This is a genomic window from Vreelandella titanicae BH1, assembly GCF_000336575.1.
Lineage (GTDB): Bacteria > Pseudomonadota > Gammaproteobacteria > Pseudomonadales > Halomonadaceae > Vreelandella > Vreelandella titanicae.
In genome coordinates, this window is the sequence record NZ_AOPO01000002.1 from 463,211 (window position 1) to 489,954 (window position 26,744).

Consider the following 26,744-nt stretch of genomic DNA (forward strand, 5'->3'; position numbering starts at 1 on the left):
TATAGACAGCGATTACCCGTTCATGCGATACACAAATGTCCAAATTCTTTCATCAAGAGTCCAAAATATGCCCGATGGTATCGAAGACCCTCTGTCCAGTGTCGTCACGTTGCTCAAACCGTCGGTGTCTATCTCGAAGATGGTCGAGGCGGGTGGCCAGTGGCAGGTCGAGCGGCATGACATGGCCAGCCCCTTTTATTGTGCGATGGATTGTGCGATGGTCGAGGGGGGATGCCGGGTTGAGGTGAGCGGTCGCAAGCCGGTTACGCTGGCGGCCGGAGACTTCGTCCTGATCCCCGATCTGCATGACTTCAGCATGACCAGCGAGGTGCCGCCGGAACCCAGGGGGCCAGACCGGCCGCTGGAAATCGAACCCGGGCGGGTTCGCCTCGGCCCGGCGGACGCCCCCGTGGAGATGCGCGCGCTAGTTGGGCATTGCCGCTTCGATACACCCGCGAGCGACTTGCTTGTGTCACTGCTGCCCGAGATGATTCATGTCTCTGGGCACGATCGCCTGATGGCCCTGGTGCCGGTGATTCACGATGAGACCCGCGCCGACCGGCCGGGGCGTGAGCTGATCCTCCAGCGGCTTCTAGAGGTGCTGCTTATTGAGGCGCTCCGCTCGGGCCCTACCGTGAATATGCCGCCGGGGCTACTGCGCGGGCTGTCCGATCCGCAACTGGCCGCCGCCTTGCAGCGCATTCACGCGGACGCGGGTGGCGAGATTTCCGTCTCAGGGCTGGCGCAGGACGCGGGTATGTCCCGCTCCGGATTTTTCGAGAAGTTCCGGAAGGAAATTGGACGCGCGCCGATGGAATACGTAACGGATTGGCGCATGGCCATCGCTAAGACGCTGCTACGGCAGGGCAAACTTACCAACACGGAGATCGCCCTGCGGGTCGGCTACGGATCTGCCAGTGCCTTCGGGATGGCATTTGTTCGGCACGAGGGCTTTTCTCCCGGTGCGTTTGCAGGCAAGCAAGGCCGTAAGAGAGGTACAAAGGGAGTGTCTTGAAGACGACAGTGGCTATGATGTACAGGTTGTTCCCACTCATGGAGCAATGCTGTGTTGGGACTCAAAGTGCGAATTCACCGCGAACAGGCTGAAACACTGCTCCTGGATCTAGAGTCCTCATTGAACTTGGCATGGCAGGTTGCTGAACTTTTGCTGTCAAAGATGGTACAAACTGGCCCACTGCAGGGCAGTGGGCCAATGGGGGAGCGATCAGTTTTGAAGGAAATTGAGCAGATCCTGGTTGAGCCGGTTTTTATGTGTATCGGTCAAACCGTGTGGGGCTCCCTCATATACAATTAACTCCGCGCCGTCTACCAATGCCGCAGACGCTTGCCCAGAAATGTCTAAAGGTACGATCTGGTCGTCATCACCATGGATCACCAGGGTGGGAATATCGAATGCCGCCAAGTCTTCACGGAAATCAGTGGCCGAGAATGCGGCGATGGAGTCATAGGTATTTTTATGGCCGCCTTGCATTCCTTGTGCCCAAAATGACTGGATCAGGCCTTGGTTGGGTTCCGCGTCTGGGCGGTTAAAGCCAAAGAAAGGCCCTGATGCAATATCCAAGTACAGTTGGGAGCGATTGTTTAGAGAAGCTTCACGGATACCATCGAACACATCGATAGGTAGTCCATTAGGATTGTCAGGTGTTTGCAGCATTAGTGGAGGAACCGCTGAAACCAGGACGGCTTTAGCGACGCGATCTGTTCCGTGCCGGCCAATGTAGCGAGCCACTTCTCCGCCACCCGTCGAGAAGCCGACGAGTGTGACATCGTTCAGGTCAAGGGTGTTGATGACCGTGGCCAGGTCGTCAGCATAGTGATCCATATCATTGCCATCCCAGGGTTGGCTGGAACGTCCGTGACCGCGGCGGTCATGAGCGACAACGCGATATCCTTCTGATGCCAGGAAAATCATCTGCGCTTCCCAGCTGTCCGAATTGAGCGGCCAACCGTGACTGAAGGTGACCACTGGGCCATCTTCAGGTCCCCAGTCTTTGTAATACAGTTCTACCCCGTCAGCCGTTGTGATAGTGCTGGCGGTTTGTTCAGCGTTGAAGGCTTTTTGGGCATCTGCAGCGTAGGCGTTTGAGCCAATTTGAAGGCCTAGTGCTAGCACTGTAGTGGTCAATGTGCGGTTTAGTTTTTTCATGATGTCGTTTCCTGTTCTCGCGGTTGAGTAGTGGTGGTGGTGTTTATTCGGTGATGGTGAGTGTGACGTCGATGTTATTGCGCGTGGCGTTGGAATAAGGGCAGACGATGTGGGCCTGATCGACTAACGTTTGTAAAACGTCGTTGGGCACACCTGGCGCCGCAATCGTTAATTCAGCTTGAATTCCAAAGCCGATAGGTATCTGGCCAATACCAACTTTTCCGGTGACAGACGTGCTTTCAGGAAGGCTGATTTTTTGCTTGCCCGCCACGAATTTCAGGGCGCCCAGAAAGCAGGCTGAATAGCCAGCGGCGAACAGCTGCTCAGGGTTGGTGCCGTCTCCACCCGCACCGCCCAGTTCGCGTGGCGTGGAAAGCTTGACGTTCAAAGCGTTATCGGAAGAGGTGGCTTGGCCTTCGCGTCCACCTGTGGCTGAGGCAGTAGCTGTGTAAAGAATTTTTTCGATAGTCATGTCTAGTTTTCTCCAAAGCAGTGGTTGATCCGAAAACAAATGTTGTCCGGTGATAGGCATTCTGCCTGCTATAATTGGACGATTGGTGATCTATAATCTCGATAAATTGATTTGGAGTATCAAATGGTCGATAGGTTAGCGACTCTGATGGAGCACTTTTCGGTAACGGCTCAGGTATTTCACGCAGGGGCTTTATGCGGTACCAATACATTGGAAGCCGATGGGGTATCAGGGCAGATGCACTTGGTGCGGCGTGGAACGGTTAAAGTGGTACACCACGATGGCTCTCTGAGCATTACGCAGCCCAGTTTGTTGCTCTATGCCCGGCCAATGACACACCGTTTCATGACCGATCCTGAACAGGGTGCCGACATGGCCTGTGCTAGCTTACGTTTTGAGGGAGGCGAGCAGAATCCAATTGCGGCAAGTTTACCTAACGTTGTGTGTTTGCCTTTGGACTCCATTGCTGGTGTAGCGCAGGTTCTCGATCTCCTTTTTGACGAGGCGTTTACGCAGCGATGCGGCCGAGTTGCGGTGGTTAACCGTCTGTTTGAAGTAGTCATGATCCAGATATTGCGTCAGTTGATGGAAAATAACGATGTGAAGGGGGGGATGCTGGCGGGCCTCTCACACCCACGCTTGCGCAATGCACTTGTTGCCATGCATGAAGAACCAACAAAAACATGGACGCTGGAGGTACTGGCGGAACGGGCAGGTATGTCGCGCAGTGTGTTTGCTTCCACCTTTCGCGACGTTGTGGGTGATACGCCGGGTCAGTATCTGCAAGGGTGGCGTATCAGGATGGCACAGCAGGCGTTGAAGCGCGGCCGGCCGATCAAGATTATTGCCGGTGAAGTGGGTTATGGAAGCGAAGTGGCCTTATCGCGCGCTTTTAAAGCCTATACGGGAATGTCACCAAGACAATGGCGAGAAGCGCAAACTGCCACTCTGTGAGATTTGATCGCTCAGCTCCAGACGAAGTATAAATACTAGGCAGACTCGCTGGCATCAATAACCGTCCCGATCACGGTATGTCGACCGATTTTCGGTAGAGGCAGGCTGCTCCTTATCAAAGGCACGACGGTTCTCTTCAATTTGTGGCCAGTGAATGCGTATCCATGAAGTAAAGCCCTCTAGAGCGGTCAGCATACTGGCGCTCATCTCAGACAGCTCATACTCCACACGTGGTGGCACTTCAGGGAAGTAGTGACGAATTACGGCGAAGTCCGGCTCGGGTGATTCGTTTTTTAGCGCTACTCTTTGTTACGGTATAGCACCATACCACCGTGATAGAGCACGCCATCAATAAACTCGCCATCAGCGGTAAAACCGGTGTCGTCCCAGTATTCGATATAGTTACCTGTCACCTGATAGCGGCCCTGATAGGCGCTTTCACGCTCACCACGGGCTTCATCGTAACGATTGTTGGGTAAAAGTTCGTGGCGTATTTGGCCATCTTTAGTTACCCACATGCCAACATACGGGTGTTCTGCCATAGCGTTATCTCCTATGTTCGGGGCTGTTTGAGCCGTAGTGGTGGCGGGGAAAATAGTGATAATGCCAGCAACGACTATCGCACGTTGCCAGTAGATAGGAAGCTTGGTGTCTTGCATGTAAGGTCACTCGCTTTAAATGCCACATTTGCTTGAATAGCTCGGACACATATTCATACGGAGTTACAGGCTCGCTGTAGGTCGTACCACTATGTCGCTGGTATCAACGTCGTCCGGTTAATAAAACAACTTTTGATACGAAGTTAGTTGAAATTGTCATGTGTTAATCCGCACAATGAAAAATACTTGGAGAAGTTTAACTAGCGGGAGCAATCGCTCATAGAGACAATTCTATTGCATCCTTGCCTAATCCTATTATTAAAATAAGGGTGAGCGAGGGCGTTCCACCGTGGTGATGACCAACGCCCGGTTATGAATGGTGCAAATCCCTATGGCTATTAACCTGTCTAAGTTTGCTACTATGTTAATACCTATATAGCTTTACTCGCTGAAGCCATGCGCGCGCTGGCGGAGGTATATAAACGATGTCGTATGAAATCATGCTAAAGCGTATATATGCGCCGATAGAGGAGCACAACGGCACTCGGGTGTTGGTTGATCGGTTATGTCCTAGCGGGTTGTCTCCCAGTTTACTGGCGCTGAATGAGTGGTACCCGGAGATAGCGCCTGCATCTCAATTATGTCGTCAGTATCGACAGCAAAAAATCAGTAAATCACTCTTTCTTGAGCGCTACAGGAGTGAGCTGAAGGCATGTCCTGATAAGCTACTGCCTTTAATGAGATTCGCACGAGCGGGGCGAGTTACCCTACTAACCGCCGCTCGTGAAATTGAAGATTCCCACCTTCCAGTAATCAAAGAGCTGGTGCTATCAGCGCTCGAAGAGGAAGACGCCAGTGATCGTGAATTTTGCTCATCGCCCTGCCTGGCGCACACATTACCCACTTCTCAACGTTAGACCGTTTGCTTCACGCGTCATCATTGGGCTTGACGATGAATGGGTTGGTGCCAGTGCGCCTAATATTCATGGCTTAATAAGCCCAGATAACAGCAAACAAAATACCCCACCCCAGAGCACTGGCAGCTATGATTGTGTAAGTGGCTGAGATCGTAGCAACATCAAATTCTTGATGGGTACAGAGTGCTTGTAAGCCGTGGTAAATCAAGCTGCAAGAGATGCCCAGCCCGCTAAGTATAACCACTACGTTGAAAAGTAAGCTGGGTACCAATAGTGCCAATGAAGCGACGAATAACGGTATTGGTGCAAGTGTGGCAAGTAAATAGGCATCTTGATATCTGATAGATAGCTCTTCAGTTCCATTGACTACAGCGTAGATTACCCAGCCAATAACGAAAAAACTCAATATCTCTGCTAGGAAAATAATTGTCGTGATAAAACGCCACTCTCGGTCAGCAAAGCCCGCCATAAATGCATCGCCGTAATGGGTGCCCGCATAATAGAGCATTACTGGCGGCAAGAGGGACATGGGTAACACCACCAGCCACGCTAGTAAAGGAATGGAGGGGGAGGAAGCCTGTAGCTCTTTCCAGCCTTCACGATGGTTGAATGGTAATTTGAGAAAAGTGAGTGCTCTCATTTCAGATCCCCCCTGCAGGTGTAATCTCAATGGTTATTTGTATCATGGTGTGATATTGTATTTTTTTAAAGCGCTCTAAATTGGCGAGTCAGCAATAGCCGAGTATGTGGTAAAGAGAATTGGAAAAATGAATAACCCTCAGACACTTGATAAAAGCGACTTTGAGCGGCTGTCGCAATTTCGTTACCGGTTGCGTTGCTTTCTTCGCCATAGTGAAGATATCTGTCGCCGCTATGGGCTGACGCCCTTGCAGTATCAACTATTGCTACATCTTCGTGGTTTCCATGGAAGAGACTGGGCGACGGTGGGGGAGCTAGCGGAACGGCTTCAATCAAAACATCATGGGGTGGTGGCGCTAGTTGACCGCTGTGAGCAGCTATCATTGGTTGTGCGGCGGCAAGGGCGTGAGGATCGCCGCCAAATAGAAGTGCATTTATTGGAAGAGGGCGTGAATCGGGTAACGCAAATCGCTGAAGCTCATCAACCTGAGTTGCGTCATTTGCAGGAAGAGACGCCATTTCCGGGTTGGCATAAGTCCACTTAATGCAGAGCTTAAGAAGTTGGATATAGCCAATATACATCGAATGTCCTCATTAATAATGCTTGGTTCGATTGCTGTGTTTAGCTCTTAAGTGTGGTGTGTGGCATTTAGTTGCTGTACTTCTATACTGTGAACTTCAATTTATCGTTAAGGTATTGCACTATGACAAAGCATGATTTGCCATCTGGAGCTGGAGATGTCGCAAACCAGTATCCTGAGATATGGGAAGCTTATGCCGCTTTGGGCAAAGCCTGTGCTGAAGCTGGGCCGCTTGATGAACGTAGCCGACGCTTGATAAAACTCTCGCTGGCCATAGGGGCACGCTCCGAAGGGGCCGTTCACTCCCATGTGCGTCGTGCCTTGGAGGAAGGCGTGAGTGCCGAGGAACTGAAACAAGTAGCCATGTTAGCGATTCCTACCACCGGATTTCCGACTGCTGTGGCGGCCTTAACCTGGATTGAGGACATCACGGATCCTGATTAAGGGCGCTCTGGGGGCGCTCTTCTGAATCTAGAGGCACTGTCCGGATCCAATCGACGCGAACAGTGCCGTGATGCTACAGATGTTCCGACCGTTCAGTGCTTGGCGTTCTGAAGAGCCTGTTCTTCGATGTCTCTATCGACTGAAGAGACGTAGTATTCGTCATCGAAAGCGCCTTCTGGCTCCTTGAGCCACACTAGGCAGATAACCCAACTAATGAAGGCGCCGGTCGCGATGATGTAGAAGAACTGCGACGGTGTGACAAACGTAAAGATGGTTAGGTAAACCACCGCGCCAACATTACCGTAGGCGCCGGCCATGCCCGAGATTTGCCCAGTGATGCGGCGCTTGATGGAGGGAATGATACCGAAGGTTGCCCCCTCAGCCCCTTGCACGAAAATCGAAGTGCCGATGGTCACCGCAATGGCCAGAATGAGTGGCCAACTCGAATTGAGCATGGCCATTAGCAAGAACCCAACGCTAATGCCAAACATGTAGCACAGCATCACAAAGCGCCGGTTACCCATGCGGTCGGAAACCATGCCGCCCATGGGGCGCGCCACCAGATTGACGAACGCGAATGACGCAGCGATCAGGCCGGCCGTAGCGGCATTCAGGCCCCAGGTCTCCTCAAAGAACATGGGCAGCATCGATACCACTGCGAGTTCAGCGCCGAAGTTGGCAAAATAGGTGCTGTTAAGCGCTGCCACACTGTTGAACGAGTATTTATCATCTTCGGGTACCCCCTTACGCAGGATTGGCAGGTTGACCCGCAGGATCTGTACGATCTGATAAATAACGATCGCCACAATGACGAGATAGGCGATGACCGCCCCGGTGATTGATAGATAGCCCATATACTGGATACGCCAGACCAGGATGGCGAGTACGCCGACCAGTGGGATGGTCCAGATGATCAGCTTGATCATATCGCCCCAGGAGCTCACTTCCATGGCAGCGGATTTGCGTGGCTTGCGGTGGGCCTGGGCATCCGGGCCATCGGTAATCGCGAACCAGTAGTAAACACCGTAAGCGGCCATAACAATAGCGCTCTGGGCGATAGCCCAGCGCCAGCCATCGGGGCCGCCATACATGCTCAGGGCGATGGTCGGCAGCGACATGGCCGCGACGGCAGAGCCGAAATTACCCCAGCCAGCGTAGAAACCTTCAGCGAAGCCAATGTCCTTGGGCTTGAACCACAGCGCCGTCATGTGGATACCCACCACGAAGCTGGCACCAATCGAACTCAGTACTAAGCGCGCCACCAACAGCTGCGTCATGCTGTTACCGAAAGCAAACGCCAGTGCCGGTAGTGACATAGTTACCATAAGCACCGAGAACACCCGTCGCGGGCCGAACCGATCCAGTGCCATGCCAACGATGATGCGGGCAGGAATGGTCAAGGCGACGTTGCAGATGGCGAACAGCTTGAGATCATCCGTGGTCAGCCAGTCGACGCTCTTGAGCATGCTCGACGCGAGCGGCGCCATGTTGAACCACACGTAAAAGGTAATAAAGAAGGCAATCCAGGTCAGGTGCAAGGCCCGAATTTCGGGGCTGCGAAACTTGAATACAGCGGAAACTTTCATGGTCGTATCGTCCTGTGTCCCAAAGGTGGGCTGTACCAAAGGAGGTGTAGAGGCTGCTCAAGGGCTGGGTAGGATTAACAAGGGACACTCGGCGCGCCGGGCCAGGAACGAGCTGACGCTGCCGAAAGTCATGTAGTCGAGTTCATCAACAAAATAAGTCAACGACTTGGCGATGATGCCGCCGTCCGGCTGATGGCTATGGCGGGCAATGACCAGTAGGTCTGGCGAGAGTTTGCGAGTGGCCTGAAGCAGCATCTTGCGTGCATCCCCCTCGGCTAGAAGTTGCTCGGCTTGGAAGCCCTCGCCGATGGCGAATGCCACACCCTCTTGAAGGTGCCGTTTAACCTCATCGTGCTCCTGCTGAAAAAGCGCCTCGTTGTTATCGGTAGCGTCGAGTGGATTCTCCACCACGCCGACCAGTACCAGCAGAGGTTGGTTACAGCGGAACATGTTGACGACCTGAGCGAGAGCCAGCTTGGCGTTTCGCGAACCGTCATAGGCGATCATGATTTTCATGGTGTCCTCCCGCATTGGGGTAGGGGGTGAAGACCCGGAGCTTGGCTCCGGGCGTAAACAAGCAAGCCCTATTTAGGGGTTCTTAACGTAGGCACCTTTGCGTAGGTAGAACCACCAGTTGATGACTAGGCAGATGGCGTAGAAGACCGCAAAGCCGTACATGGCAAGTTCCGGTGTGCCGGCCTGGATTTGCTCGCCCATTACCCGCGGGGCGATGAAGGCGCCATAGGCAGCGACGGCTGAGGTCCAGCCAAGTACCGGGCCTTTCTGCTGCTGGTCGAAAATAACCCCGATGCTGCGGAAGGTAGAGCCGTTGCCGATACCACTGGCGGCGAATAACACGATGAATAGCAGCAGGAATAGCCAGAAGAATTGATTAGGATCGGTGGCGTTATAGGCCTGCATCATCACGTAGCCGGTGGCGATAGAGGCGACCACCATGACCGCAGAGATTATTTGGGTGACGATGGAGCCACCCACTTTGTCGGAGATCCATCCGCCCAGCGGACGGATCAGGGCGCCCACGAAGGGGCCTATCCAGGCCCAGGTTAAAGCGCTGGGCGCCTCTGGGTTGGCCACGCGAATCAGCGTGCCATCGGCAGTGGCTTCCATCATGTTGCCGAAGATGACGTTGATAGAGAGCGGCAGGGCTGCAGAGAAGCCGATAAAAGAGCCGAAGGTCAGAATGTAGAGGATGGTCATTGACCAAGTGTGCTTATTGGAAAATATTGCGAACTGCTTCTGGATATTAGGTTTGATGTCGCCAGGAATCAGGCGCAACAACACCAGAGTCAGAACAATGGTTAGCGGCAGGGCAACCCACATATTAAGCCAGCTGAGAGCTAGCATGCCGACGATGGCAGTTACCATGCCGACGCCGTAGAGGCCTAATATTTTGCTAAAAGCCGCCAGCGGCGAACCAGGGTTGGGCGTAATAGTGCGAAGATTGTTCATACCGAACCAACCGGCGAACGCTAATGGAACCAGGAATACAAGCCAGATAAAGCCAGCATTCTGGATCCAGGTATCGGTACCTGCCTCGATCCGGCCGATCAACGTACCGCTAGCGCTTTGCAACTCCATCGGCGAACCGGCTATAGCGCCGAAAATACCGACGGTCATTACCAGCGGGATGACAATCTGCATGGTAGTGACGCCGAAATTACCGAGGCCTGCATTCATGCCCAGGGCGTAACCTTGCTGTTTGCTGGGATAAAAAGTGGAAATGTTGCTCATTGAACAAGCGAAGTTACCGCCACCGATACCGGAAAGTAGCGCCAAAGCCTGGAATACCCAGAACGGCGTGCCTGGGTTCATCAAGGCGATACCAGTGCCGGCAGCGGGGATCATCAATAGCGCGGTGGTCAGGAAGATGGTGTTACGCCCGCCAGCGATGCGGATCATGAACGATGCTGGGATGCGCAGTGTGGCACCTGCTAGACCGGCAAGCGCCGTCAGTGAAAATAGCTGGTTAACCGTGAACGAAAAACCCAGGTTCTGCATCTGGGTGGTAATCATTCCCCACATCATCCAGACAGCGAATCCCATCAGCAGACTGGGAATGGATATCCATAGATTGCGGTTGGCAATGTGCTTGCCTTCCTGTTCCCAGAATTGGGCGTCTTCGACATTCCATTTCTCAATGTCGGCATTTCTCTTGCTCATGGCGCTTTCCCCTTGGCATCAAACCTATCTGCATCTAGCAGTTAGAAAGCAAGATACGCTGGAGGAAGAAATTGGGGAATAGGTGGAAATAGTATGAAAAACAGCGACATACCTCTTGAGAGGTAGTCGCTGAAAAGCCTGGATTCATTGATTTTTAACAGAAAAAATCGAGAGGAGGTAAAGGCGGGTCAGAGCAAAAGTATTCTGGGAGTCTTTAGAGGTAACCACACAGAATCGATTAGTGATCGATACCTTCCTGGACTGCCCAGACGGCAGCTTCGACACGTGAGCGTAAGTTGAGCTTTTTGAGCAGATGCTTGACGTGAACCTTGACCGTGCCTTCGGTAATATCCAGCTTGCGTGCGATAAGCTTGTTGGAGAGTCCGCCAGCAAGCTGTTGCAGAATTTCGCGTTCACGCTGCGTTAGGCTATGAATATCCGGGGTGGTGGGGGCATTGCGCTGATTACGCAGGGCTTCAGCGAGTAGGGCGGTCAGGCTTTCGCTGATGACCATGCGCCCCAAAGCAGCCTGACGCAGTTGGCGAACCATGTCTTCAGGCTCCATATCCTTTAACAGGTAACCGTCAGCACCGTTGCGCAGTGCGGCGACAACATCATCCTCATGGTCGGAAACAGTGAACATCACCACACGGCCGCTATAGTTGGCTTCCCGTAGGCGGCGCAAGGCTTCTAAGCCATTGACGCCCGGCATGTTTAAATCAAGTAAAACCAGGTCAGGCTCAAGTTTGAGGGCCAGTGCAATGCCTTCTTCAGGGTCGCCCGTCTCGCCAACCAGTTCAAGATCGTCCTCTAGCTCAAGCAGCTGAGCGACGCCACGCCGGAGTAGCGGGTGGTCATCAATAATCATCAGGCTGGCGGGTGTATCGTTGGCGTTGGTCAGCGTCATTAAGAAGTCCCTGTACCTAAGTGAGAGTCGGAGGCAGCCGTCACAGGCTGCTGCTGAATTAAGCGAGCGGTCAACGGGGTGAAGACTATCTCAATGCTGGCCCCCCCTGTGGAACGATTGGTGATACTCAGCTCCCCGTTCAGGGTAGTGGTTCGGTCGCGTATGATCACCAAACCGTAGTGCATAGGTGGCGAGCTATCGTCTTCCAGGCCTATGCCGTCATCCTCAATACGCACTAGCAGGCGAGCATCGGCGAAGCGCACAGTGACTCCAGCCCAGTGGGCTTGGGCGTGCTTGTGAGTATTGGCCAGCGCCTCACGAATGATCTGCAGCACGTGAATTTCTTCATTGGGGTTAAGTAGGTAAGGCGGCACATCGTACTCAAGCTCGACCGTTACCTCCATGCGCTGGCTAAACTCATCGACGGTCTGGCGTAAGGCAAATTGCAGCCCCGGCCCCTCTAGTTTGAGCCGGAAGGTAGTGAGCAGCTCACGTAGCTGACGATAGGCGCTGTTTAGGCCGGTACGCAGCTCGTCGAATACCGCAGACTGCATCTCTCGGGTGGCTTCTTTTTGCTGCATGCGTTCGAGTCGAGCGACCTGCATTTTGAGATAAGAGAGCGATTGGGCTAGAGAATCGTGAAGTTCCCGCGCAATGATGGTTCGCTCGTTGATCAGCGTAACGTGCTGCTGCTCCTCGATACGTCGCTGCAGATACACCGCCGTGGCGAGCTGGTCGGCTAACATGGTGAGCAGCCGACGGGTGCTATCGTTGAGGCGCTCCTGGGGATACCACACTTCCAGGGTGCCTAGCAGCGTATCGCCTACGCTAATCGGTAGCAGTAAGCACTGTGACTGGTTATTGGACACCATCTCCAAGGGGCGAGGATCGATCAGGCAAGCGTGACACTCCTGGTCACGGCAATACTCTGGTCGGGTACGCGAGTGGGTTTCTAAAACCGGCATTTCCCGTTGGTCGAAAGGATCGTTGAGAGAAAGCCGTATTGGCCCGATATCCAGCAGCTTTTCCAGTTCGCGTAACATAGGGGCTGCGCTAGAGCAGAGATCATTACCGCCCCCATACAGCGAGCGGCTGGCATCGTGCATTACCCGCAGTGCCTGATTACTGCGTTCAAGCTCCTGCTTCTTGCGCGACACCTTGTCTTCCAATGCGGCGTAGCTTGTTGCAAGCTCCGCAGACATCTTGTTAAAGGTATGGCCCAACAAAGCCAACTCGTCGCTGCCGCGGAGTTCGGAGCGTGGCTTGAAGTTACGCTGTGCCGCCTCGCGGGCAAGAACCATCAGTTGACGCAAAGGAACTACCAGATTGAAGCGAACATCGTAGAGGGCGATCGAGACCACTATAGCGATCAGTACCAGAAAGAGCACTTGCATCATCCCCAGCAGCCGCACCTTGGCCTCAGTGCTCTCTTCCAAATAGGTCACCAGCACTTCAATGTCATTGACCATCGCCACGATCATCATTTCTAGCGTATCGAGGTCAAGCGCAGTGGCTGGGGACGGTGCCTCTAGTGCCGGACGAAGCGTGTGCTGCCAGTAGATCTGAAGTTTTTCCAGTTGACGGCGGCGCTCGTGACGATCATCGATGGGGATCGTTTGTTGAAGCGTTGTGCCATACAAACGTTGATCGAAGCTCGAAATCAGTCCTTCGAGCTGTTCTGCGCTAGTCTCCTCTGGAGCATACTCCAGGCGTTGCAGTGCCCCCATGATTTGATAGGCATTCATGCGTAGTGAGCCAGCGACATTAATCGCGGCAGCATCGCCACGGCTGCTGTTAGACATTGCCATGGTCAGGGTGATGCTGATGAGTGCCATCCCGCTAATGGCAAGTAAGGACGCAATGATGCGAGCAACCAGGGAGCGCTGAAGTAATTTCATGGCATTTCCGATAGCGCGGAAGAGGTAAGGGAGTGTGGCACTGTCTGCATTTCGATACGAGGGCTATTCCTTTGGGGTTAGCCGACCTACCTCCGATGTTTTTTGACCTACGCCCAGTATTTACAGACAATTCTTACATGTCTTCCGATGTCTTTATACCCTCGCTGGGAAACGCCATGCCATCATCTGTGCCGCCTCCCACGTTGGAGACATCAAAACAGCCAGTAAATGGTTATCAGTTGCTGGTAGCCATGCTGCTGATGCCGCTGGCAAGCGCTTTAGCGGTGGCTGGCTGGACACTTTATGCCCTGCTCGCAAAACAACCCCTCTATGTGCTGGTACCGTTGAGTAGCGGTGTGCTGTTGGCTTGGCCGGCTTGGTATATCGCCAGGCGGGGAGACACCTGCCGCTTGATGCAATGGCTATTACTGGGGCTAGCGTTGGCGCTGGGCGGGTTTGGGATGGCTAGCCGACCGTGGGAGTTTTTGTTAGTGGGGGCTGGGCTTGGACTGGGAGGTGCGGTGATTACGACGGGCATCGCCCACGCCAAAGGCTGGATGCCTGGTCGTTGGGTGAGTCTTTGTGTCGCCCTTTTTCTGGCTTTAGCGGCGGGGGTAGGGTTTTCCTTGCGGATGGCGCCTCTGGTAGTCCAAGCCTATGGTTGGCGCGCGGCGCCACTTAGCCTGTTGATCCCTCTGTTTATGGTAATGCTGCTGCTGTGGCTTTTCGTAGAGTCACCCGAGTAACGCCGCCTATGAGTCTCACCTGTTCATTCTTACCTACTCTCTCACCTTCTGATTCTAAACCACTAGCGATAAGGCCCATTTTATGACCATAGCGACGTTTGCCGATTTACTGCAGGAAGCGCGTAAACAACCTAAGCCCCAGCGCCTGCTGTTTGTGTTCGTTCGCGCAGAGCTGCCCGACTTCCCTGATGCTGATCAGCGTCGTCGCTTCGAACAGGGTGAAGGGGGTGTGTTGGTGCCTGTGGTATGCGTAGATAAGTCGACGGAGGAGTTGACCAGCATGGCGGCGTTGGTTGAGGAGTCACGCCGTACCGAGATCGAATGGGATCTAGTTTTCACAGCTGCCATGGACGACCCAAAAGATGACGCCGAGGTTGAACGGCAGCTCCAGCGTATGATGGAGTCGCTGCAAATGGGTAATATCACCGCCTATCTTGCCTTCGATCATCACGGCAATGCGCTTAACGTCGGCTAGGGACGGTTACCATGGAGCACTATTTCCTCATCAAGCACTTGCACATGTCGGCCGCTGCGCTGAGCATCACGCTCTTCGTAGTGCGCGCCTGGTGGTCGGTGCAGGAAAGCCCGCGGCTCAACGCCCGTTGGGTCAAGGTATTGCCTCATCTTATTGATACGGCTCTGTTGGGGCTGGGGGTGACTTTGATGGTATTGCTTTCCGTATGGCCCTGGCAGCTTCCTTGGCTTGGCGCCAAGTTACTGGCGCTGCTGGCCTATATCGGTATTGGCACCATTGCGATTAAGCGCGGGGCGACGCCAACGGTGCGAGCCCTAGCCGCGGTAGTGGCGGTGGCTATCTTCGCCTATATGGTGGGGGCCGCTGTTCATCACAGCCCGCTTTCCTGGCTAGCCTGAATTGCAGCTACTTTCTGCCTCACTCCTCACTTTTATTGCGCCATTGAGTGGGCGGCATGGCCGCTCCCTTCGTGGCGCCCGAGCCGGGTGAGCAATTCCAGGTCGATATCGTCATAGGTGATTATCTCGCCACCATGAACTACGGCGAACTGCTCGGCATGCTCATGGCTGGAGAACGGCGCAAGGGTGTGGCCCATGCTGCCGCGCCGATCATGGCCGACCACATACCAAGCGTCTGCTGCAGGGATAAAGGCATCGTCTTTAGGTGCCTCCCAGGGTGTCACGCCGACATCATGTACATAGGCGTGGCGCAGCTGGGTCTGATTTTCGGGCTGCTGGAGGAAAACGAACATCTCCAGCGTAGAGCAGAACTTACGCGCGTCACTGTGGCTTTGCATAAATGCCTGACCTTTGGGGCCTTCGAATTCGGTGATAAACATACCGCATACATGGCAGATGTCATCGCCGCTAATAGGCTGAGGCGGCATCCTTTCGGCGCTGTCAGTGGCATTGTTGCAACCGGTCATGAGCAAAATAGTAAGGGCCAGAATGGGCAGCAGGGCGGGCATGGTCAATCCTCGTTAATAAAATGATGTTAAGAGATGATGTTAAGCGGTATGACGGTGGAAGCGACGGACGGCCAATAGCAGGGGCACCACGACCCAAACCAGCATTGCCAAGGGCGGCCAGGCAGAATGGAACGCACCTTGCTGCGCGATAGCCGCGATACCGCTTTCTAGCTGTGTGCTGTCGAACCCCGACAGGTTGATCAAGCGAAAACTGTCGGTGGGATTGAGCAGCATCAGGTAGGGGAGCCAGTCGCCCCCCTGCTTGACGCCAACCAGTAGGGCCAGCAGTACTAGATCGAATACCAGCACGAACAGAAACCACACTCCTAGTGCCAGCCCGGCGGCCCGTGCCTTTTCGGTGACCGTTACGCTGATCAGGTAGGCAAAGGCCAAAAACACCCAGCCCAAGAGCACACTGCTGGCGATCAATCGTGCTAGGCCGACGGTTAGTTGGATAAGCGGTACGCCTTCAGCGCCCAACGCAATAACCATACCCGCGATACCAAAACCGAGTAGCGTGGCGACAGCCAGAATCATCCCATGGCCGAAGAACTTACCAAACATCAACGCCGAACGACTTATAGGGTAGGTGAGTAGCAGTAGTAGCGTGCCGGCCTCCTGCTCACCAACAACGGCGTCGTAGGCTAGCATCAGCGCGATTAAGGGGATCAGAAAAACGGCCAGAGTTGATAAACTGACCAGGGTGGTGGCCAGTGAAGTAAAACCAAGACCGCCGCTCGCAGCGGCACCAAAGTAGGCAATACCCATTGCCAGAACGGCAAGGATCACGGTGATCGCCAGTACCCAGCGATTACGCAGGCCATCCTGGAACTCTTTGGCGGCGACGATGAACATGGCCTTCATGCGCTGGCTCCTAGCGTCAGTGAGGCGGGGCGAGTAGAAAAATGCGTGTAGAGATGCTCAAGGGTGGGTGGTGATAACTCGATGTCGTCGATATTCGGCATGGTGGTTAATTGACGTAGCACCTGCATTTTATTTTCCGCGGGCACGTTGACCTCCACACAGCGCTCATTGATTGGGATAGGCTCAAGGGACATGGCTTTCCAGAGCTGAGACTGCATGGCCAGCAATGTGCCGTGGATACGAAACGTGAGCGGTAGCTGTGCTTCTTCACGCAGCTGTTTAAGGCTGCCCAGGGCCAGGCGTCGCCCTTTGCCCAGGATCAAGGCGCGGTCGATATAGGGTTCGATGCCCGGCAGTACATGGGAAGAGAGCAGCACGGTACAACCGTTGTCGCGTAGGGCTTTTACCGCTTGATAAAAATCGCGGGTGGCCGCGGGGTCAAGGCCGGTGGTGGGTTCATCCAGCAACAATAGCCGGGGAGACCCTAGTAAAGCCTGGGCCAGGCCAAGGCGCTGGCGCATGCCCTTGGAGTAAGTTTTAACGCGACGGTCGGCGGCTTCGACCAGGCCCACACGCTCAAGCAGAACCGTTACCTGATGGCGGTCAGCGCGCTTTAAACGAGCGAAATAGGTGAGCACTTCACGCCCGGTGAGCTGTTCGTAGAAGGTGACGTTTTCAGGTAGATAGCCCAACTGACGCCGTAGGCGTTCGGCATGTGGCCCGTCAGGAGCGCCACCGAGGACGTCAACGTGGCCCGAGCTGGGCGCAATTAAGCCCAGTATGAGTTTCATGATGGTCGTCTTGCCCGCGCCATTATGTCCCAGCAGGGCGAGCATCTCGCCTTCTTTGATGGTGAGATCCATTTCAGCTAGTCGCACCAGCGCCCCGTGACGCTTGGTAACTCGCTGTAGTTCTATTACTGGGTTCATGGAGCATTTCCTTCTCGGCCGGGCTCGCTCATCAAGGGCGCGCTGTCTCTGACCCCCGGGGGACGAAACACCGGGAACTGACGTTGCACCCAACGCAGTGCCAACACCGCAGGGCTTTGCATCAACAGGCGCGCGGAGGGGTGGCGCCAGAGAAGATGATCCATGGCGTCATTGGGTTCATGAGCGGTGTCGCCGACACCGTTATCGTCAAGATCCCAACCCAGGTAGTCGCTCCAGTAATTGCCCGACCAATCCTGCTCACGGGTGGCGACATACATGACTTGCTGCTTATTAGCGATGAAGGCGTTGCCCGCCATTTGGTTATCCTCTGAACCGGCGGTGAGATGGATGCCGATGTCGCTGGCTGCGAAACGATTATTCTCGATACGATTGAACTGCGAGTTGTAAACGAACAGTGCCTTGCCGTCGCCGCCCGCTAGACGCCCCTCGCCATCTGCCCCCAGGGGCTGGGTGACGCCTTCGACACGGTTGCCGCTCAACAGGGAGTCGGTGATGTTGTTCATCAAAATGCCGTAGTTGTCGTCTGCTTCCGAACGGTTATCAACGACTTCCAGGCGTTTGGATTGCATCAGGGCGTAGCCGGTTCGGGTTCGTTGGGTCAGGTTGCCTTCAAGACGATTGTCGAAGGAGTACATGTAGTGCACGCCATAGCGCAGGTCATGCAGGGTGTTGTCGCGCAGCACGTTGTGGCGGCTGCTGTCGAGATAGATGCCGTCGCGAGTCTGCGCAACATCGTTGGATTCGATAATCGAGTCACTAACGTTATAGAGGTGAATGCCGTTGCCGCGATCCTGAGAGCGCAGTCGGGTATCGCCACGAATGGTATTGCCTATCACACTGACGTTATTGACAGCATCGAGCCAGATGCCGAAGCCAGGCCCGCTTAGCTGGTTATTGCGGATGGTACTACCGTGAGCGCTGGGCTCGACAAAAATAGCGGCCTCCAGTGCTGTCAGGTTATCTCCCCAGTCTTCAATGCGGACACCTTCAAATATAATGTCGGGAGCTGCCAGCACCACCGCATGGCCGTGGCCTCCTGCATCGAGGATGGCTTGCAACTCGCCCCGGATATGCAGCGTGCGGTCAATAACCACACGCCCAGGGTAGCGTCCTGCAGGCAGCAGCAATTGATCGCCGTCGGTCGCCTGTTCGATCAACGGCTGTAACGGCTCACCAGGCGTGGCGAGCCAGTTGGCGGCATAAACCCCGCTAGGCAGCCAAAAAATCCATAGCAGCGCCAGTAGGCAACCTAAATAGCCAGGGTGTCGTTTCATGGTGTTCTCCCGCAGCGGGCCGAAGGAATCGGCCCGCATTGTCGTCAGACTCCTGTCAGTGAGGCGTCAGGCGGGTTCGACTAGCATGCGCCCCGTCATTTCCATATGCATTGCGTGGCAGAACCAGTTGCAGTAGTACCAGTGCACCCCGGCTTTGTCGGCGGTGAAGGTGACACTAGCGGTCTGCTGGGGGCTGATCTCCATCTGCACACCGTGGTTGACCATGCAGAAGCCGTGGGTCAGATCCTCGACCTGGTCAAGGTTGGTGATGACCACGGTCACCTCATCACCCTGTTTGACCTTGAATTCGGTCAGGCCAAATTGCGGTGCGATGGAGGTCATGTACACGCGTACTTTATTGCCATCGCGGATTACCTTGCTTTCGCCCTCCAGGTTGACGCCGTCTGCCTCGGCCATGGCCACGGTCTCGGCGAAGAAGGGGTCGTCTCGTGTCCATACTCGGCTTGGGTTGATCTGGTCGGCGCGTACCAGAATACAGTCGTGGGGCTCGGCATAAGTGGGGCCGTCATGCACCAGTTTCATTTCCTCACCGGAGATGTCGATCAACTGATCGTTTTCGGGATGCAGAGGGCCTACCGGCAGGAAACGGTCTTTGGAAAACTTCGACAGCACCACCAGCCACTTGCCGTCGGCATCCCGGGATTCGGTGAGACTGGCGTGGTTATGCCCAGGCTGGTAGTGGACATCGAGCTTCTGACGCAGGTAGTTGACGTCTTCGCCATTGTAGTGGCGAATGGCATCCTCAATATTCCACTTGGCTACCTGGCTATCGATGAACAGCGTGGTATAGGCGTTGCCCCGGCCATCGTAGGTGGTGTGAAGCGGGCCCAAGCCCAGTTCAGGTTCACCCACGATGGTATCGCGCGGTTCGATACTGTCGTCGAACAGCTCAGGCAACTTGTCGATGGCGATGATTGAGCAAGTGGGGGATAGCTTGCCGTTGGCGATGAAATATTTGCCATCCGGTGAGGTATTCACGCCATGGGGGTTCTTGGGGATCGGGATGTAACGTGTCAGTTGCGAGCCCTTGCGCCCATCCAGTACCGGTACGCTTGATTCACCCAGTGTCTTGTAGTTCCCGGCCGCCACGGCGGCTTCAATCGCTTCAACGTCGAATACCACGACCCAGTCGCGCTCGTTGCGCATGGTCTCGGTCAGGGTCATGCCCTTTTCCGAGTTGTAGCAGGTAGAGGCGACGAAACGACCGGTGTAGTCGGCATCGGTGTTATCGAGGTTGCCATCGACGATCACCTGCCAGGCTACGTCCATGCTTTCGGCATCGATAGCGTTGAACATAGTGAAGTAGTTGTCGGGGTTCTCCAGGTCGCGGCCGTCATTGATCTGGGGGATCGGCAGTTCGGCATTGGCGAAGACGTACTTGGTGTAAGGCACCTTCTGCAGGCGCAAACCGTGAATCGCCTGGACGTTGGGGATGGTGGTGACCTTGTCCGTCTTCATGATATCGAGACGAATGCGCGCAACGCGGGTGTTAGCCTTGTCGTTGATAAATAGGTACTTGCCGTCGTAGCTGCCGTCGGTCATGGAAATATGGGGGTGGTGGCAGTCGCCGTTGAGGAAATGGCTCGATTCGCCGAGTATCCGCTTCGACTCGTTGCTGATCCCCCAGCCAGAGGCGCTATCCACGTTGAACACTGGAATCCGCATCAGTTCGCGCATTGAAGGTACACCGAGCACCCGAACCTCGCCCGAGTGGCCACCGCTCCAGAAGCCGTAGTAATCGTCGAGCTCGCCGGGTGCAACGTCGATACCGTTGGCGCCGGCGGCCTGAACTTGACGGCTATTGAGTAACGCACCTGCGCCAAAACCACTGGCCAGGCCCGCCCCGGCAACGCCGGTGACGGCGGTATTGCGCAAGAAATGGCGACGGCCGATATCCTGAATATGGTCTTTTTTATCGCTCATGCTTGATTCCCCTGAGATCAGTCTTGCTGGTGAAGAGGGATGCGTTGCCATGCGGCCTGTTTGCCGCTGGCATCGGTATCCCGTTGGGTCTCAACGCTATTACCGCGCGATGACATATTGGCCGCCTTTTCATAGCGCTTGCGGCGCTTGACCATGGGCGGGCAACGCTGGTCGTCGTGGTAGGTCACTTGGCAGTCGAGACAGTAGTGGCACTCATTGGCATTGATGCGGCCGTCCGGGTGTATAGCGGCCACTTCGCATTCATTGGCACAGATTTGGCACGGGGTACCGCAGCTACCGCGGTGGCGCTTGAGCCAGTCGAACAGGCGTAAACGCGAAGGAATAGCCAACCCGGCACCTAAAGGGCACAGATAGCGGCAGTAGAATTTGTGGTTGAAGGCAGAAATCGCCACCAGTCCAAGAGCATAAATAACGAAGGCCCAGTCACGTTGGAAACGCAGGGTGATTGCGGTCTTGAACGGCTCCACTTCGGCGTAGCGTTCCGCGGTGCCAAGCGAATGTAGCGAGACTGCGAACAAGGCCAGCAGAATGATGTATTTAATCGCCCATAGGCGCTCATGGAGCCCGAAGGGCACCTCGATCTGCTTAACGTTTAGTTTGCGAGCGACCTGGTTGACCAGGTCTTGTAAAGCGCCGAAGGGGCACAGCCAGCCGCAGAAAACTCCGCGGCCCCACAGCAGCAGGCTCACCGCCACGAACGACCAGAGAATAAATAGCATTGGGTCGATCAAAAATGAGGACCAGCTAAAACCGCTTATCAGCGAGTTGGTGAAGGTAAGGATATTGACGACCGATAGCTGGGCCAGCGAGTACCAGCCGATAAATACTAAGGTGTATATCTTGAAACCTAGACGCAGTGGGTTCAGAACACGCGGGTGGCGCGCCAGCACATCCTGGAACAGCATGATGCCAGTGAGCACCAATAATCCGGCGGATAGCACAACGATCTGGAAAGCCTTGTCGCGCCAAACCTGTACCCAGATAGGCTCTTCCACCGGTGGCTCAGGCCGTTCTATATAGGCCTCGGGAACACTGTAGTCGGCGCTAAAGCGGCTGAACTCGGTATCCAAGGGGCCAGAGGCGCGGCGAACCAGTAATTCCAGCTGCCACGGTTGTCCGGGGTCGAAGCCCGCCTCTTCGCGGACGATGAAGATGTCTCGCTCGGCCAGCGAGGGCGCGCCTTCGAGGGCCAGATCACCCAGGCGGATGTGATCGCGATCATGAAAGCTGACCCGAGTGCTGCCCTGTGAAAGCTCGATGCGATCGAAGATGCCGCCGCGCACATACCCTGAACCCTTGAATGAGTAGTCACCACGCCCCATGACGGCAATAGCGTGCTCGCCATCCTTCAGCTCGACCATTAGTTGGTCATAGCCAGTATCGCCGAGCAGGTTGCGGCCAGCGGTTGGTGGGTTGAGGTAGGTGTAAAACAGCTCGATAAAGGTTTTATCGGCGGGCTGTGGCGAGCGCAGGTAATCTTCGGCGGGCGTACCTATAAAGCTCGCATCGACCTCGCCATGGGTCAGTTGCAAACGGCGAATGGTGCCGTCGCCGGTCAGTTCATCCCAGTTGGCAGGGGCGAAAACGTCTTCTCGAACGCGTGCCGGTGGTGTCTGGGAGGGGTCGGCAATGAGCTGCTGTTCAGCGGCCACTTGCCTGGCGCTGCGCATGATGGTGTCGCTGACGACGATGACGGTCACCGTCGCGCCAGAGATAGCGTCAAGATTGTCGCCGACCCTGAGCCTGTCATTGACGTGGGCCGATTCATGCTCATCGGCGAAGCTATTTAGCTTCGATTCGGGAATGCCCACCAGCATGATCGGTTCGGAATGACTGAGGATGTCGGCCTGTACAATTTGCCCATCCAGACCGATGCCCACCAGTACATTGACCGGTTTGCCTGAGTAGGCGGGGATCGGAGCGACATCCACACTCTCAAAAGCGTAGCCGAGCAACTCATCGTCGCTGGCGAGTACACGGCTTACCGGCCACTGTGAATCCGCGGCTTCAAGACGCTCTGCCGTGGGAAACCCCTCGCGTACCTGCTCCAGTTCGATAGCTTGGGCGGGCAGTGTTATCGCTAGGAGTAACAGTAAGCTAATCCAGATGCCGGTTAGACGGCGCGGGCAAGCCACAGGGGACATCGTGGTTTCCTTTTGGGTCAAGAGCGTTATAGAACCGGTTCTAGCAAGTGGTCGACGGCAGCTTTCACTTCGTCATCGCTCAAGCCCAATTGGCCTCCTTTCGGCGGCATTGCCTGAAAACCGTTAATCGCGTGGTCGTACAGGGTGTCCATGTCTTTTTCTAAGCGTGGCTCCCAGTGTTCGGCATTGCCGCGAATGGGAGCACCTGCGGCGCCCGTCATGTGGCAAGCCATGCAGGCTTGGTTATAGGTGGCTTCGCCATCTGCATGAGCGGTAACCGAAATAGAAGCAACAACGCCTAGCAACAGTATGGACGCGAGGGTTTTCATTGAAGTATTCCTTATGCATCTTTTGAGTTGAAATTACCAATTCGGCAACGTGGCAAGGTGGTTTATAGAGGTATACGAGTTGCTGGGTACTGATTGCTCAGTACGAGAAAAGGTATGAAGTTCACTTTAAAGAAATAAGGGGGACTAATGTTGATCTGGATCATTTTTAGTCTCGCGTACCCCTACAGAGCATTAGCTTATTACCCCTTAGTGGGTAGGCGATGACGTCAGTCGTTATTGTGATTTCAACTCGAAATTCAGACGCTTGGCTATGCACCACGGCGCTAGGGGCGTGGCGATGTAAAAATGTTTTTTACAGCGCGGATTATTTCAACATGTTCAAGTACTGGCGCAGGACTACGGCATTGTTACGGCGCTCTTCCTTAGAGGCAAATACCAGAGTAACTCGCTCTTTCCTGGCACGTTGTGCAAGATCACGAAGAGACTCGCGATAAGAGGTTAACTCTTTGAGATAGCGACGGCGGAAGCCACTCCAGTCGAGTGAGCCATGATGAAACGCTTTGCGAAGTTCGCTGCTTGGGGCGACCTCCTTGCGCCATTCATCGATTTTGGCTTCCTCCTTGGACACCCCGCGCGGCCAGATACCGTCGACGAGGACACGATAACCATCTTTGCTTTGAGGTGAGTCATAGGCTCGCTTTAATTCAATATCCATCGCTATCTCGCAAGTCAATGAGTTTCCTTTAAAGCCTAGCTAGTGAGTCGGTTCCACTCTACTTGAATCCTAGTAAGCCCAGACAATAGCCATCAGCAAGCCCCATGCCAGCACCCCGGCGGCCATAACGGTGTAAGTAGCAGACATCGTTGTTACGTCATTCGCTGAGCGTTTACACAGAGCCTGCAGTCCGTGGTAGACCAAACTGCAAGAGATGCCCAGTGCCACCAGTACTACCAGCGCATTGAACAACAGGCTGGGGATCAGCAGAGCGGTCGCTGCTGACCAAAGTGGCAAAGGTGCTAGGGCTGCCAACAGATAAGCGTCGTGGTAGCTAATTGAGAGATCACGATCGCTATTGACCACCGCGTGAATTAGCCAGCCCATTACAAAGAAGGTGAGCAGCTCGGCCAGGAACAGAATGGTCGTGATGAAGCGCCACTGCCGATCGGCGAAGCCTGGAGCGAAGATATCTCCGTAGTGTGTACCGGCATAATAGAGCATCACGGGAGGTAACAACGACATGGGCAGCACGATGCACCAAGCCAGAGTGGCGATTGAAGGATGGCGTTGCTGGAGGTCTTTCCATCCCGCTAAATGGGTAAAGGGCAGTTGAATAATGGTTAGAGGGTTCATTGTCTAGCCTCGCAGTCAGTTGTGATCGTTGTGGGCTTAAAATATCATGTCATGATATTATCATTCAGAATTAAGGCTAGTTTGTATTTTGTCAAGTGTGAAGCTTGATTCTCTCTGTTTTAAGAGAGCGCAACCCACATCAGCGGCAGCGGTGCATGCCCGTGTGAAATCTGAGAAGTCATAGCATCAGCCTACCTCTAGAACGGCTATGATCTGGTGCAAATCGCACAGAGTGATTAGGCACTATTAAGAAACCCAGCCGCATTCTGGCTCGAATTAATTAGTAATCTTAAATTTACCCTGGGTTTTGCTCTTGCCAAAAATTGATCTGTGGCAATGTTGCTAGGGGAATTCTTCTGCTAACCTTAAAATGTAAATAATATACATCTTAATAAATGCATGCCTTTTGGCTTCCCAGCCTAAGGTCGGATCTGACTAGCAAGGGAGTATGGCTTATGGCTGATGGTCTCACTAAATCAGCGGCCCGCAATATTTTCTACGGTGGTTCGCTGTTCTTCTTCCTGCTATTTGCCGCGCTAACGGCTCATAGTCATTGGTACATGGTCAATGTCTCCACGGACAGCGAAGGCCTCACGGATTCTGTTAAGCATGGCAAAGAAGTGTGGGAAAAAAACATGTGTATCAATTGCCATAGCATTATGGGGGAGGGTGCTTATTTCGCTCCTGAACTGGGTAACGTCTGGGAACGCTATGGAGGCCATGAAAATCCTGAGGCTGCCCGATCGGGTATTAATGCCTGGATCCGCGCCCAGCCATTGGGGATAGAGGGTCGTCGTCAAATGCCAGCGTATGACTTTAGCGAAGAGGATATGAACTCGCTAATTGACTTTCTCGAATGGACCGATGGTATCGACAACCAGGACTGGCCCCCACATCCCGCTGGCTGAAGCTACCAGCCGAAGGATGAATCAAGGAGAACCGTACAATGAAATATGAAACCCAGAAGGTTGCTTTACCCTTTTTTATGGTGGCCATGGCGCTATTTACGCTACAAATAGTCTTCGGACTACTGGCCGCCACCGTCTATGCTTGGCCCAACTTTATGGCCGAAGTGATGCCCTTTCATATCATGCGTGTCAGCCATACCAATCTGTTGATTGTGTGGCTGCTAATCGGTTTTATGGGCTGTACCTACTATCTGATGCCAGAGGAAGCCGAGCGGGAAATTCATAGTCCCAATCTGGCGTATATCCAGCTGGCGATCTTTGCTTTTGCTGGCGTCGCTGCTCTGGTCGGCTACCAGTTCGGTATCCATGAAGGGCGCGAGTTTCTTGAGCAACCGTTCTGGGTGAAAATACTCATCACCATTTCTTTTCTAATGTTTCTTTTCAATACCAGCATGACGCTGCTCAAGGGCCGCAAGACCGCTATCAATCTGGTGTTAATGCTGGGGCTCTGGCTAGCGGCAGTATTTTGGTTATTCGCTTTCTACAACCCGACCAATCTAGCGGTGGATAAACTCTACTGGTGGTGGGTGGTGCACCTCTGGGTGGAAGGCGTATGGGAATTGATCATGGCTTCCTTGCTGGGTTACCTGCTGATCAAAATGACCGGTGTGGATCGCGAAGTGATCGAAAAATGGCTCTATATCATTGTTGGATTGGCACTGTTCTCCGGCCTGCTGGGCACCGGGCACCACTACTACTGGATTGGCGCACCTGGCTACTGGCAGCCCATCGGCAGTATCTTCTCGACGCTTGAAGTGGCGCCTTTCTTCGCCATGGTGGTATTCGCCTTTACCATGTTCTGGAAGGGCAGTCGTAACCATCCTAATAAAGCGGCCATGCTATGGGCCTTAGGCTGCCCAACCATTGCCTTTTTCGGCGCTGGTGTGTGGGGCTTTATGCATACCCTCTCGTTCGTGAATTACTACAGCCATGGCACTCAGGTAACCGCCGCTCATGGCCATCTAGCTTTCTATGGTGCTTATGTGATGCTGATTCTTGGCGTGATTACCTACGCCATGCCGCAGATCCGCCGTGTGCAGCCTTATAACCAAGTGCTGAACATGTGGGGCTTCTGGATCGTCACCAGTGCCATGTGCTTCATGACGTTTACCCTGACCTTCGCCGGGGTCGTGCAGACTCACTTACAGCGCGTCCTGGGCATGAATTACATGGAAGTGCAGGATCAATTAGGCCTGTTCTACATCATGCGTCTGGGCGCTGGTGTGGCCGTGGCAGTGGGGGCGATCATGTTGCTCTACTCCTTCTTCGGGCCCGCCCGAGAGCAGGTGCCAGCCGGCGGCACACAAATTACAGCTGGGGCAGGCTCGGCCTGAACTTAACGGCCCTGCGGGGCCGTTTTTGCTTTCTTTCTTTATTTATTTATTTTCCGGCAATGGAGTCTTCC

General features: G+C 54.3%; 29 protein-coding genes. 10 read left to right on the plus strand and 19 right to left on the minus strand.

The features are described 5' to 3' along the window. Window positions 1-67 precede the first annotated feature (67 nt). Window positions 68-1,015 (plus strand): AraC family transcriptional regulator, encoded by a 948-nt coding sequence (locus HALTITAN_RS06690; protein WP_083868723.1) that lies wholly within the window; start codon window positions 68-70, stop codon window positions 1,013-1,015. Window positions 1,016-1,225: 210 nt separating this feature from the next. Here HALTITAN_RS06690 and HALTITAN_RS06695 read toward each other — a convergent pair whose 3' ends face one another. Next, a complete protein-coding gene (locus tag HALTITAN_RS06695) occupies window positions 1,226-2,167 on the minus strand; it encodes an alpha/beta fold hydrolase (protein WP_009286629.1) in 942 nt (313 codons plus the stop codon). 43 nt (window positions 2,168-2,210) lie between these two features. Continuing rightward, complete coding sequence (locus HALTITAN_RS06700) at window positions 2,211-2,639, minus strand: organic hydroperoxide resistance protein (protein WP_039858435.1); 429 nt, start codon at window positions 2,637-2,639, stop codon at window positions 2,211-2,213. Between the two features lie 123 nt (window positions 2,640-2,762). Here HALTITAN_RS06700 and HALTITAN_RS06705 point away from each other — a divergent pair, with 123 nt between their 5' ends. Next, on the plus strand, window positions 2,763-3,593 hold the full coding sequence (locus tag HALTITAN_RS06705; protein ID WP_039858436.1) for an AraC family transcriptional regulator: 831 nt from the start codon (window positions 2,763-2,765) through the stop codon (window positions 3,591-3,593). Window positions 3,594-3,647: 54 nt separating this feature from the next. On the opposite strand, the gene HALTITAN_RS24730 is transcribed toward HALTITAN_RS06705, so the two are convergent. Together HALTITAN_RS24730 and HALTITAN_RS06715 are read right to left on the minus strand one after the other, a co-directional pair. Then, on the minus strand, window positions 3,648-3,854 hold the full coding sequence (locus HALTITAN_RS24730; RefSeq protein WP_083868725.1) for a winged helix-turn-helix transcriptional regulator: 207 nt from the start codon (window positions 3,852-3,854) through the stop codon (window positions 3,648-3,650). 38 nt (window positions 3,855-3,892) lie between these two features. Beyond that, complete coding sequence (locus HALTITAN_RS06715; protein WP_081742520.1) at window positions 3,893-4,252, minus strand: Atu4866 domain-containing protein; 360 nt, start codon at window positions 4,250-4,252, stop codon at window positions 3,893-3,895. Between the two features lie 425 nt (window positions 4,253-4,677). Between HALTITAN_RS06715 and HALTITAN_RS24735 the strand changes: the two genes are divergently transcribed. Further along, window positions 4,678-5,109, plus strand: a complete 432-nt coding sequence (locus HALTITAN_RS24735; RefSeq protein ID WP_009286632.1) for a DUF488 domain-containing protein — start codon at window positions 4,678-4,680, stop codon at window positions 5,107-5,109. Window positions 5,110-5,182: 73 nt separating this feature from the next. Here HALTITAN_RS24735 and HALTITAN_RS06720 read toward each other — a convergent pair whose 3' ends face one another. Then, window positions 5,183-5,749 carry a YIP1 family protein gene (locus HALTITAN_RS06720; protein WP_039858437.1) on the minus strand — a complete coding sequence of 189 codons (567 nt, stop codon included), beginning with the start codon at window positions 5,747-5,749 and terminating at the stop codon, window positions 5,183-5,185. A gap of 127 nt (window positions 5,750-5,876) precedes the next feature. On the opposite strand from HALTITAN_RS06720, the gene HALTITAN_RS06725 reads away from it, so the two are divergent. Next, the gene (locus HALTITAN_RS06725) at window positions 5,877-6,293 is read left to right on the plus strand and encodes a MarR family winged helix-turn-helix transcriptional regulator (RefSeq protein WP_039858438.1); all 417 of its coding nucleotides are present in this window, start codon (window positions 5,877-5,879) and stop codon (window positions 6,291-6,293) included. A gap of 159 nt (window positions 6,294-6,452) precedes the next feature. Beyond that, window positions 6,453-6,773 carry a carboxymuconolactone decarboxylase family protein gene (locus tag HALTITAN_RS06730; protein ID WP_039858439.1) on the plus strand — a complete coding sequence of 107 codons (321 nt, stop codon included), beginning with the start codon at window positions 6,453-6,455 and terminating at the stop codon, window positions 6,771-6,773. A gap of 92 nt (window positions 6,774-6,865) precedes the next feature. Here HALTITAN_RS06730 and HALTITAN_RS06735 read toward each other — a convergent pair whose 3' ends face one another. The 5 genes from HALTITAN_RS06735 to HALTITAN_RS06755 all read right to left on the minus strand — a co-directional run bounded on the left by HALTITAN_RS06735 (window position 6,866) and on the right by HALTITAN_RS06755 (window position 13,345). Continuing rightward, window positions 6,866-8,359 (minus strand): MFS transporter, encoded by a 1,494-nt coding sequence (locus HALTITAN_RS06735; RefSeq protein WP_039858440.1) that lies wholly within the window; start codon window positions 8,357-8,359, stop codon window positions 6,866-6,868. 57 nt (window positions 8,360-8,416) lie between these two features. Beyond that, window positions 8,417-8,875 carry a universal stress protein gene (locus HALTITAN_RS06740; RefSeq protein ID WP_022523564.1) on the minus strand — a complete coding sequence of 153 codons (459 nt, stop codon included), beginning with the start codon at window positions 8,873-8,875 and terminating at the stop codon, window positions 8,417-8,419. 72 nt (window positions 8,876-8,947) lie between these two features. Beyond that, a complete protein-coding gene (locus HALTITAN_RS06745; protein ID WP_035558452.1) occupies window positions 8,948-10,540 on the minus strand; it encodes an MFS transporter in 1,593 nt (530 codons plus the stop codon). Between the two features lie 238 nt (window positions 10,541-10,778). Next, entirely contained in the window at window positions 10,779-11,447 is a 669-nt protein-coding gene (gene narL / locus HALTITAN_RS06750) for a two-component system response regulator NarL (RefSeq protein WP_009286636.1), read from the minus strand. Then, on the minus strand, window positions 11,447-13,345 hold the full coding sequence (locus HALTITAN_RS06755; protein WP_009286637.1) for a type IV pili methyl-accepting chemotaxis transducer N-terminal domain-containing protein: 1,899 nt from the start codon (window positions 13,343-13,345) through the stop codon (window positions 11,447-11,449). The genes narL and HALTITAN_RS06755 overlap by 1 nt, the downstream gene beginning before the upstream one ends. Window positions 13,346-13,521: 176 nt before the next feature. On the opposite strand from HALTITAN_RS06755, the gene HALTITAN_RS06760 reads away from it, so the two are divergent. The 3 genes from HALTITAN_RS06760 (at window position 13,522) to HALTITAN_RS06770 (ending at window position 14,964) form a co-directional block, all read left to right on the plus strand. Next, entirely contained in the window at window positions 13,522-14,091 is a 570-nt protein-coding gene (locus HALTITAN_RS06760) for a hypothetical protein (RefSeq protein ID WP_223827952.1), read from the plus strand. 82 nt (window positions 14,092-14,173) lie between these two features. Then, on the plus strand, window positions 14,174-14,566 hold the full coding sequence (locus HALTITAN_RS06765) for a hypothetical protein (protein WP_039858443.1): 393 nt from the start codon (window positions 14,174-14,176) through the stop codon (window positions 14,564-14,566). Between the two features lie 11 nt (window positions 14,567-14,577). After that, window positions 14,578-14,964 carry a SirB2 family protein gene (locus tag HALTITAN_RS06770; RefSeq protein ID WP_039858445.1) on the plus strand — a complete coding sequence of 129 codons (387 nt, stop codon included), beginning with the start codon at window positions 14,578-14,580 and terminating at the stop codon, window positions 14,962-14,964. A 32-nt stretch (window positions 14,965-14,996) separates the two neighbouring features. Here HALTITAN_RS06770 and HALTITAN_RS06775 read toward each other — a convergent pair whose 3' ends face one another. From HALTITAN_RS06775 to HALTITAN_RS06815, 9 genes are all read right to left on the minus strand, one after another. After that, window positions 14,997-15,533 (minus strand): nitrous oxide reductase accessory protein NosL, encoded by a 537-nt coding sequence (locus tag HALTITAN_RS06775; protein WP_039858446.1) that lies wholly within the window; start codon window positions 15,531-15,533, stop codon window positions 14,997-14,999. A gap of 39 nt (window positions 15,534-15,572) precedes the next feature. Continuing rightward, window positions 15,573-16,397, minus strand: a complete 825-nt coding sequence (locus tag HALTITAN_RS06780; protein WP_009286640.1) for an ABC transporter permease — start codon at window positions 16,395-16,397, stop codon at window positions 15,573-15,575. After that, the gene (locus tag HALTITAN_RS06785) at window positions 16,394-17,326 is read right to left on the minus strand and encodes an ABC transporter ATP-binding protein (protein WP_051051908.1); all 933 of its coding nucleotides are present in this window, start codon (window positions 17,324-17,326) and stop codon (window positions 16,394-16,396) included. The genes HALTITAN_RS06780 and HALTITAN_RS06785 overlap by 4 nt, the downstream gene beginning before the upstream one ends. Beyond that, the gene (locus tag HALTITAN_RS06790; RefSeq protein ID WP_083868730.1) at window positions 17,323-18,621 is read right to left on the minus strand and encodes a nitrous oxide reductase family maturation protein NosD; all 1,299 of its coding nucleotides are present in this window, start codon (window positions 18,619-18,621) and stop codon (window positions 17,323-17,325) included. Before HALTITAN_RS06790 ends, HALTITAN_RS06785 begins: the two co-directional genes overlap by 4 nt. 66 nt (window positions 18,622-18,687) lie before the next feature. After that, window positions 18,688-20,565: a TAT-dependent nitrous-oxide reductase gene (gene nosZ, locus HALTITAN_RS06795; protein ID WP_027959373.1), complete on the minus strand. Its 1,878-nt coding sequence runs from the start codon at window positions 20,563-20,565 to the stop codon at window positions 18,688-18,690. A gap of 17 nt (window positions 20,566-20,582) precedes the next feature. Next, window positions 20,583-22,730, minus strand: coding sequence for a transcriptional regulator NosR (gene nosR / locus HALTITAN_RS06800; RefSeq protein WP_081742517.1), 2,148 nt, complete (start codon window positions 22,728-22,730; stop codon window positions 20,583-20,585). Between the two features lie 26 nt (window positions 22,731-22,756). Then, on the minus strand, window positions 22,757-23,059 hold the full coding sequence (locus HALTITAN_RS06805) for a c-type cytochrome (protein WP_022523551.1): 303 nt from the start codon (window positions 23,057-23,059) through the stop codon (window positions 22,757-22,759). 325 nt (window positions 23,060-23,384) lie between these two features. Further along, window positions 23,385-23,735: a DUF488 domain-containing protein gene (locus HALTITAN_RS06810; protein WP_027959374.1), complete on the minus strand. Its 351-nt coding sequence runs from the start codon at window positions 23,733-23,735 to the stop codon at window positions 23,385-23,387. 69 nt (window positions 23,736-23,804) lie between these two features. Then, on the minus strand, window positions 23,805-24,371 hold the full coding sequence (locus HALTITAN_RS06815) for a YIP1 family protein (protein WP_009286641.1): 567 nt from the start codon (window positions 24,369-24,371) through the stop codon (window positions 23,805-23,807). 455 nt (window positions 24,372-24,826) lie between these two features. Between HALTITAN_RS06815 and HALTITAN_RS06820 the strand changes: the two genes are divergently transcribed. Next, complete coding sequence (locus HALTITAN_RS06820) at window positions 24,827-25,279, plus strand: c-type cytochrome (protein WP_027959375.1); 453 nt, start codon at window positions 24,827-24,829, stop codon at window positions 25,277-25,279. A 38-nt stretch (window positions 25,280-25,317) separates the two neighbouring features. Then, window positions 25,318-26,673 (plus strand): cbb3-type cytochrome c oxidase subunit I, encoded by a 1,356-nt coding sequence (locus HALTITAN_RS06825; protein ID WP_009286642.1) that lies wholly within the window; start codon window positions 25,318-25,320, stop codon window positions 26,671-26,673. The last annotated feature ends 71 nt before the right edge of the window (window positions 26,674-26,744 follow it).

What these genes read in the sequence shown, in the direction of transcription:
- HALTITAN_RS06690 (WP_083868723.1), top strand. Translation starts at nt 68, where the DNA reads ATGCCCGATGGTATCGAAGACCCTCTGTCCAGTGTCGTCACGTTGCTC.
- HALTITAN_RS06695 (WP_009286629.1), bottom strand. Translation starts at nt 2,167, where the DNA reads ATGAAAAAACTAAACCGCACATTGACCACTACAGTGCTAGCACTAGGC.
- HALTITAN_RS06700 (WP_039858435.1), bottom strand. Translation starts at nt 2,639, where the DNA reads ATGACTATCGAAAAAATTCTTTACACAGCTACTGCCTCAGCCACAGGT.
- HALTITAN_RS06705 (WP_039858436.1), top strand. Translation starts at nt 2,763, where the DNA reads ATGGTCGATAGGTTAGCGACTCTGATGGAGCACTTTTCGGTAACGGCT.
- HALTITAN_RS06715 (WP_081742520.1), bottom strand. Translation starts at nt 4,252, where the DNA reads ATGCAAGACACCAAGCTTCCTATCTACTGGCAACGTGCGATAGTCGTT.
- HALTITAN_RS24735 (WP_009286632.1), top strand. Translation starts at nt 4,678, where the DNA reads ATGTCGTATGAAATCATGCTAAAGCGTATATATGCGCCGATAGAGGAG.
- HALTITAN_RS06720 (WP_039858437.1), bottom strand. Translation starts at nt 5,749, where the DNA reads ATGAGAGCACTCACTTTTCTCAAATTACCATTCAACCATCGTGAAGGC.
- HALTITAN_RS06725 (WP_039858438.1), top strand. Translation starts at nt 5,877, where the DNA reads ATGAATAACCCTCAGACACTTGATAAAAGCGACTTTGAGCGGCTGTCG.
- HALTITAN_RS06730 (WP_039858439.1), top strand. Translation starts at nt 6,453, where the DNA reads ATGACAAAGCATGATTTGCCATCTGGAGCTGGAGATGTCGCAAACCAG.
- HALTITAN_RS06735 (WP_039858440.1), bottom strand. Translation starts at nt 8,359, where the DNA reads ATGAAAGTTTCCGCTGTATTCAAGTTTCGCAGCCCCGAAATTCGGGCC.
- HALTITAN_RS06740 (WP_022523564.1), bottom strand. Translation starts at nt 8,875, where the DNA reads ATGAAAATCATGATCGCCTATGACGGTTCGCGAAACGCCAAGCTGGCT.
- HALTITAN_RS06745 (WP_035558452.1), bottom strand. Translation starts at nt 10,540, where the DNA reads ATGAGCAAGAGAAATGCCGACATTGAGAAATGGAATGTCGAAGACGCC.
- narL (WP_009286636.1), bottom strand. Translation starts at nt 11,447, where the DNA reads ATGACGCTGACCAACGCCAACGATACACCCGCCAGCCTGATGATTATT.
- HALTITAN_RS06755 (WP_009286637.1), bottom strand. Translation starts at nt 13,345, where the DNA reads ATGAAATTACTTCAGCGCTCCCTGGTTGCTCGCATCATTGCGTCCTTA.
- HALTITAN_RS06760 (WP_223827952.1), top strand. Translation starts at nt 13,522, where the DNA reads ATGCCATCATCTGTGCCGCCTCCCACGTTGGAGACATCAAAACAGCCA.
- HALTITAN_RS06765 (WP_039858443.1), top strand. Translation starts at nt 14,174, where the DNA reads ATGACCATAGCGACGTTTGCCGATTTACTGCAGGAAGCGCGTAAACAA.
- HALTITAN_RS06770 (WP_039858445.1), top strand. Translation starts at nt 14,578, where the DNA reads ATGGAGCACTATTTCCTCATCAAGCACTTGCACATGTCGGCCGCTGCG.
- HALTITAN_RS06775 (WP_039858446.1), bottom strand. Translation starts at nt 15,533, where the DNA reads ATGCCCGCCCTGCTGCCCATTCTGGCCCTTACTATTTTGCTCATGACC.
- HALTITAN_RS06780 (WP_009286640.1), bottom strand. Translation starts at nt 16,397, where the DNA reads ATGAAGGCCATGTTCATCGTCGCCGCCAAAGAGTTCCAGGATGGCCTG.
- HALTITAN_RS06785 (WP_051051908.1), bottom strand. Translation starts at nt 17,326, where the DNA reads ATGAACCCAGTAATAGAACTACAGCGAGTTACCAAGCGTCACGGGGCG.
- HALTITAN_RS06790 (WP_083868730.1), bottom strand. Translation starts at nt 18,621, where the DNA reads ATGAAACGACACCCTGGCTATTTAGGTTGCCTACTGGCGCTGCTATGG.
- nosZ (WP_027959373.1), bottom strand. Translation starts at nt 20,565, where the DNA reads ATGAGCGATAAAAAAGACCATATTCAGGATATCGGCCGTCGCCATTTC.
- nosR (WP_081742517.1), bottom strand. Translation starts at nt 22,730, where the DNA reads ATGTCCCCTGTGGCTTGCCCGCGCCGTCTAACCGGCATCTGGATTAGC.
- HALTITAN_RS06805 (WP_022523551.1), bottom strand. Translation starts at nt 23,059, where the DNA reads ATGAAAACCCTCGCGTCCATACTGTTGCTAGGCGTTGTTGCTTCTATT.
- HALTITAN_RS06810 (WP_027959374.1), bottom strand. Translation starts at nt 23,735, where the DNA reads ATGGATATTGAATTAAAGCGAGCCTATGACTCACCTCAAAGCAAAGAT.
- HALTITAN_RS06815 (WP_009286641.1), bottom strand. Translation starts at nt 24,371, where the DNA reads ATGAACCCTCTAACCATTATTCAACTGCCCTTTACCCATTTAGCGGGA.
- HALTITAN_RS06820 (WP_027959375.1), top strand. Translation starts at nt 24,827, where the DNA reads ATGGCTGATGGTCTCACTAAATCAGCGGCCCGCAATATTTTCTACGGT.
- HALTITAN_RS06825 (WP_009286642.1), top strand. Translation starts at nt 25,318, where the DNA reads ATGAAATATGAAACCCAGAAGGTTGCTTTACCCTTTTTTATGGTGGCC.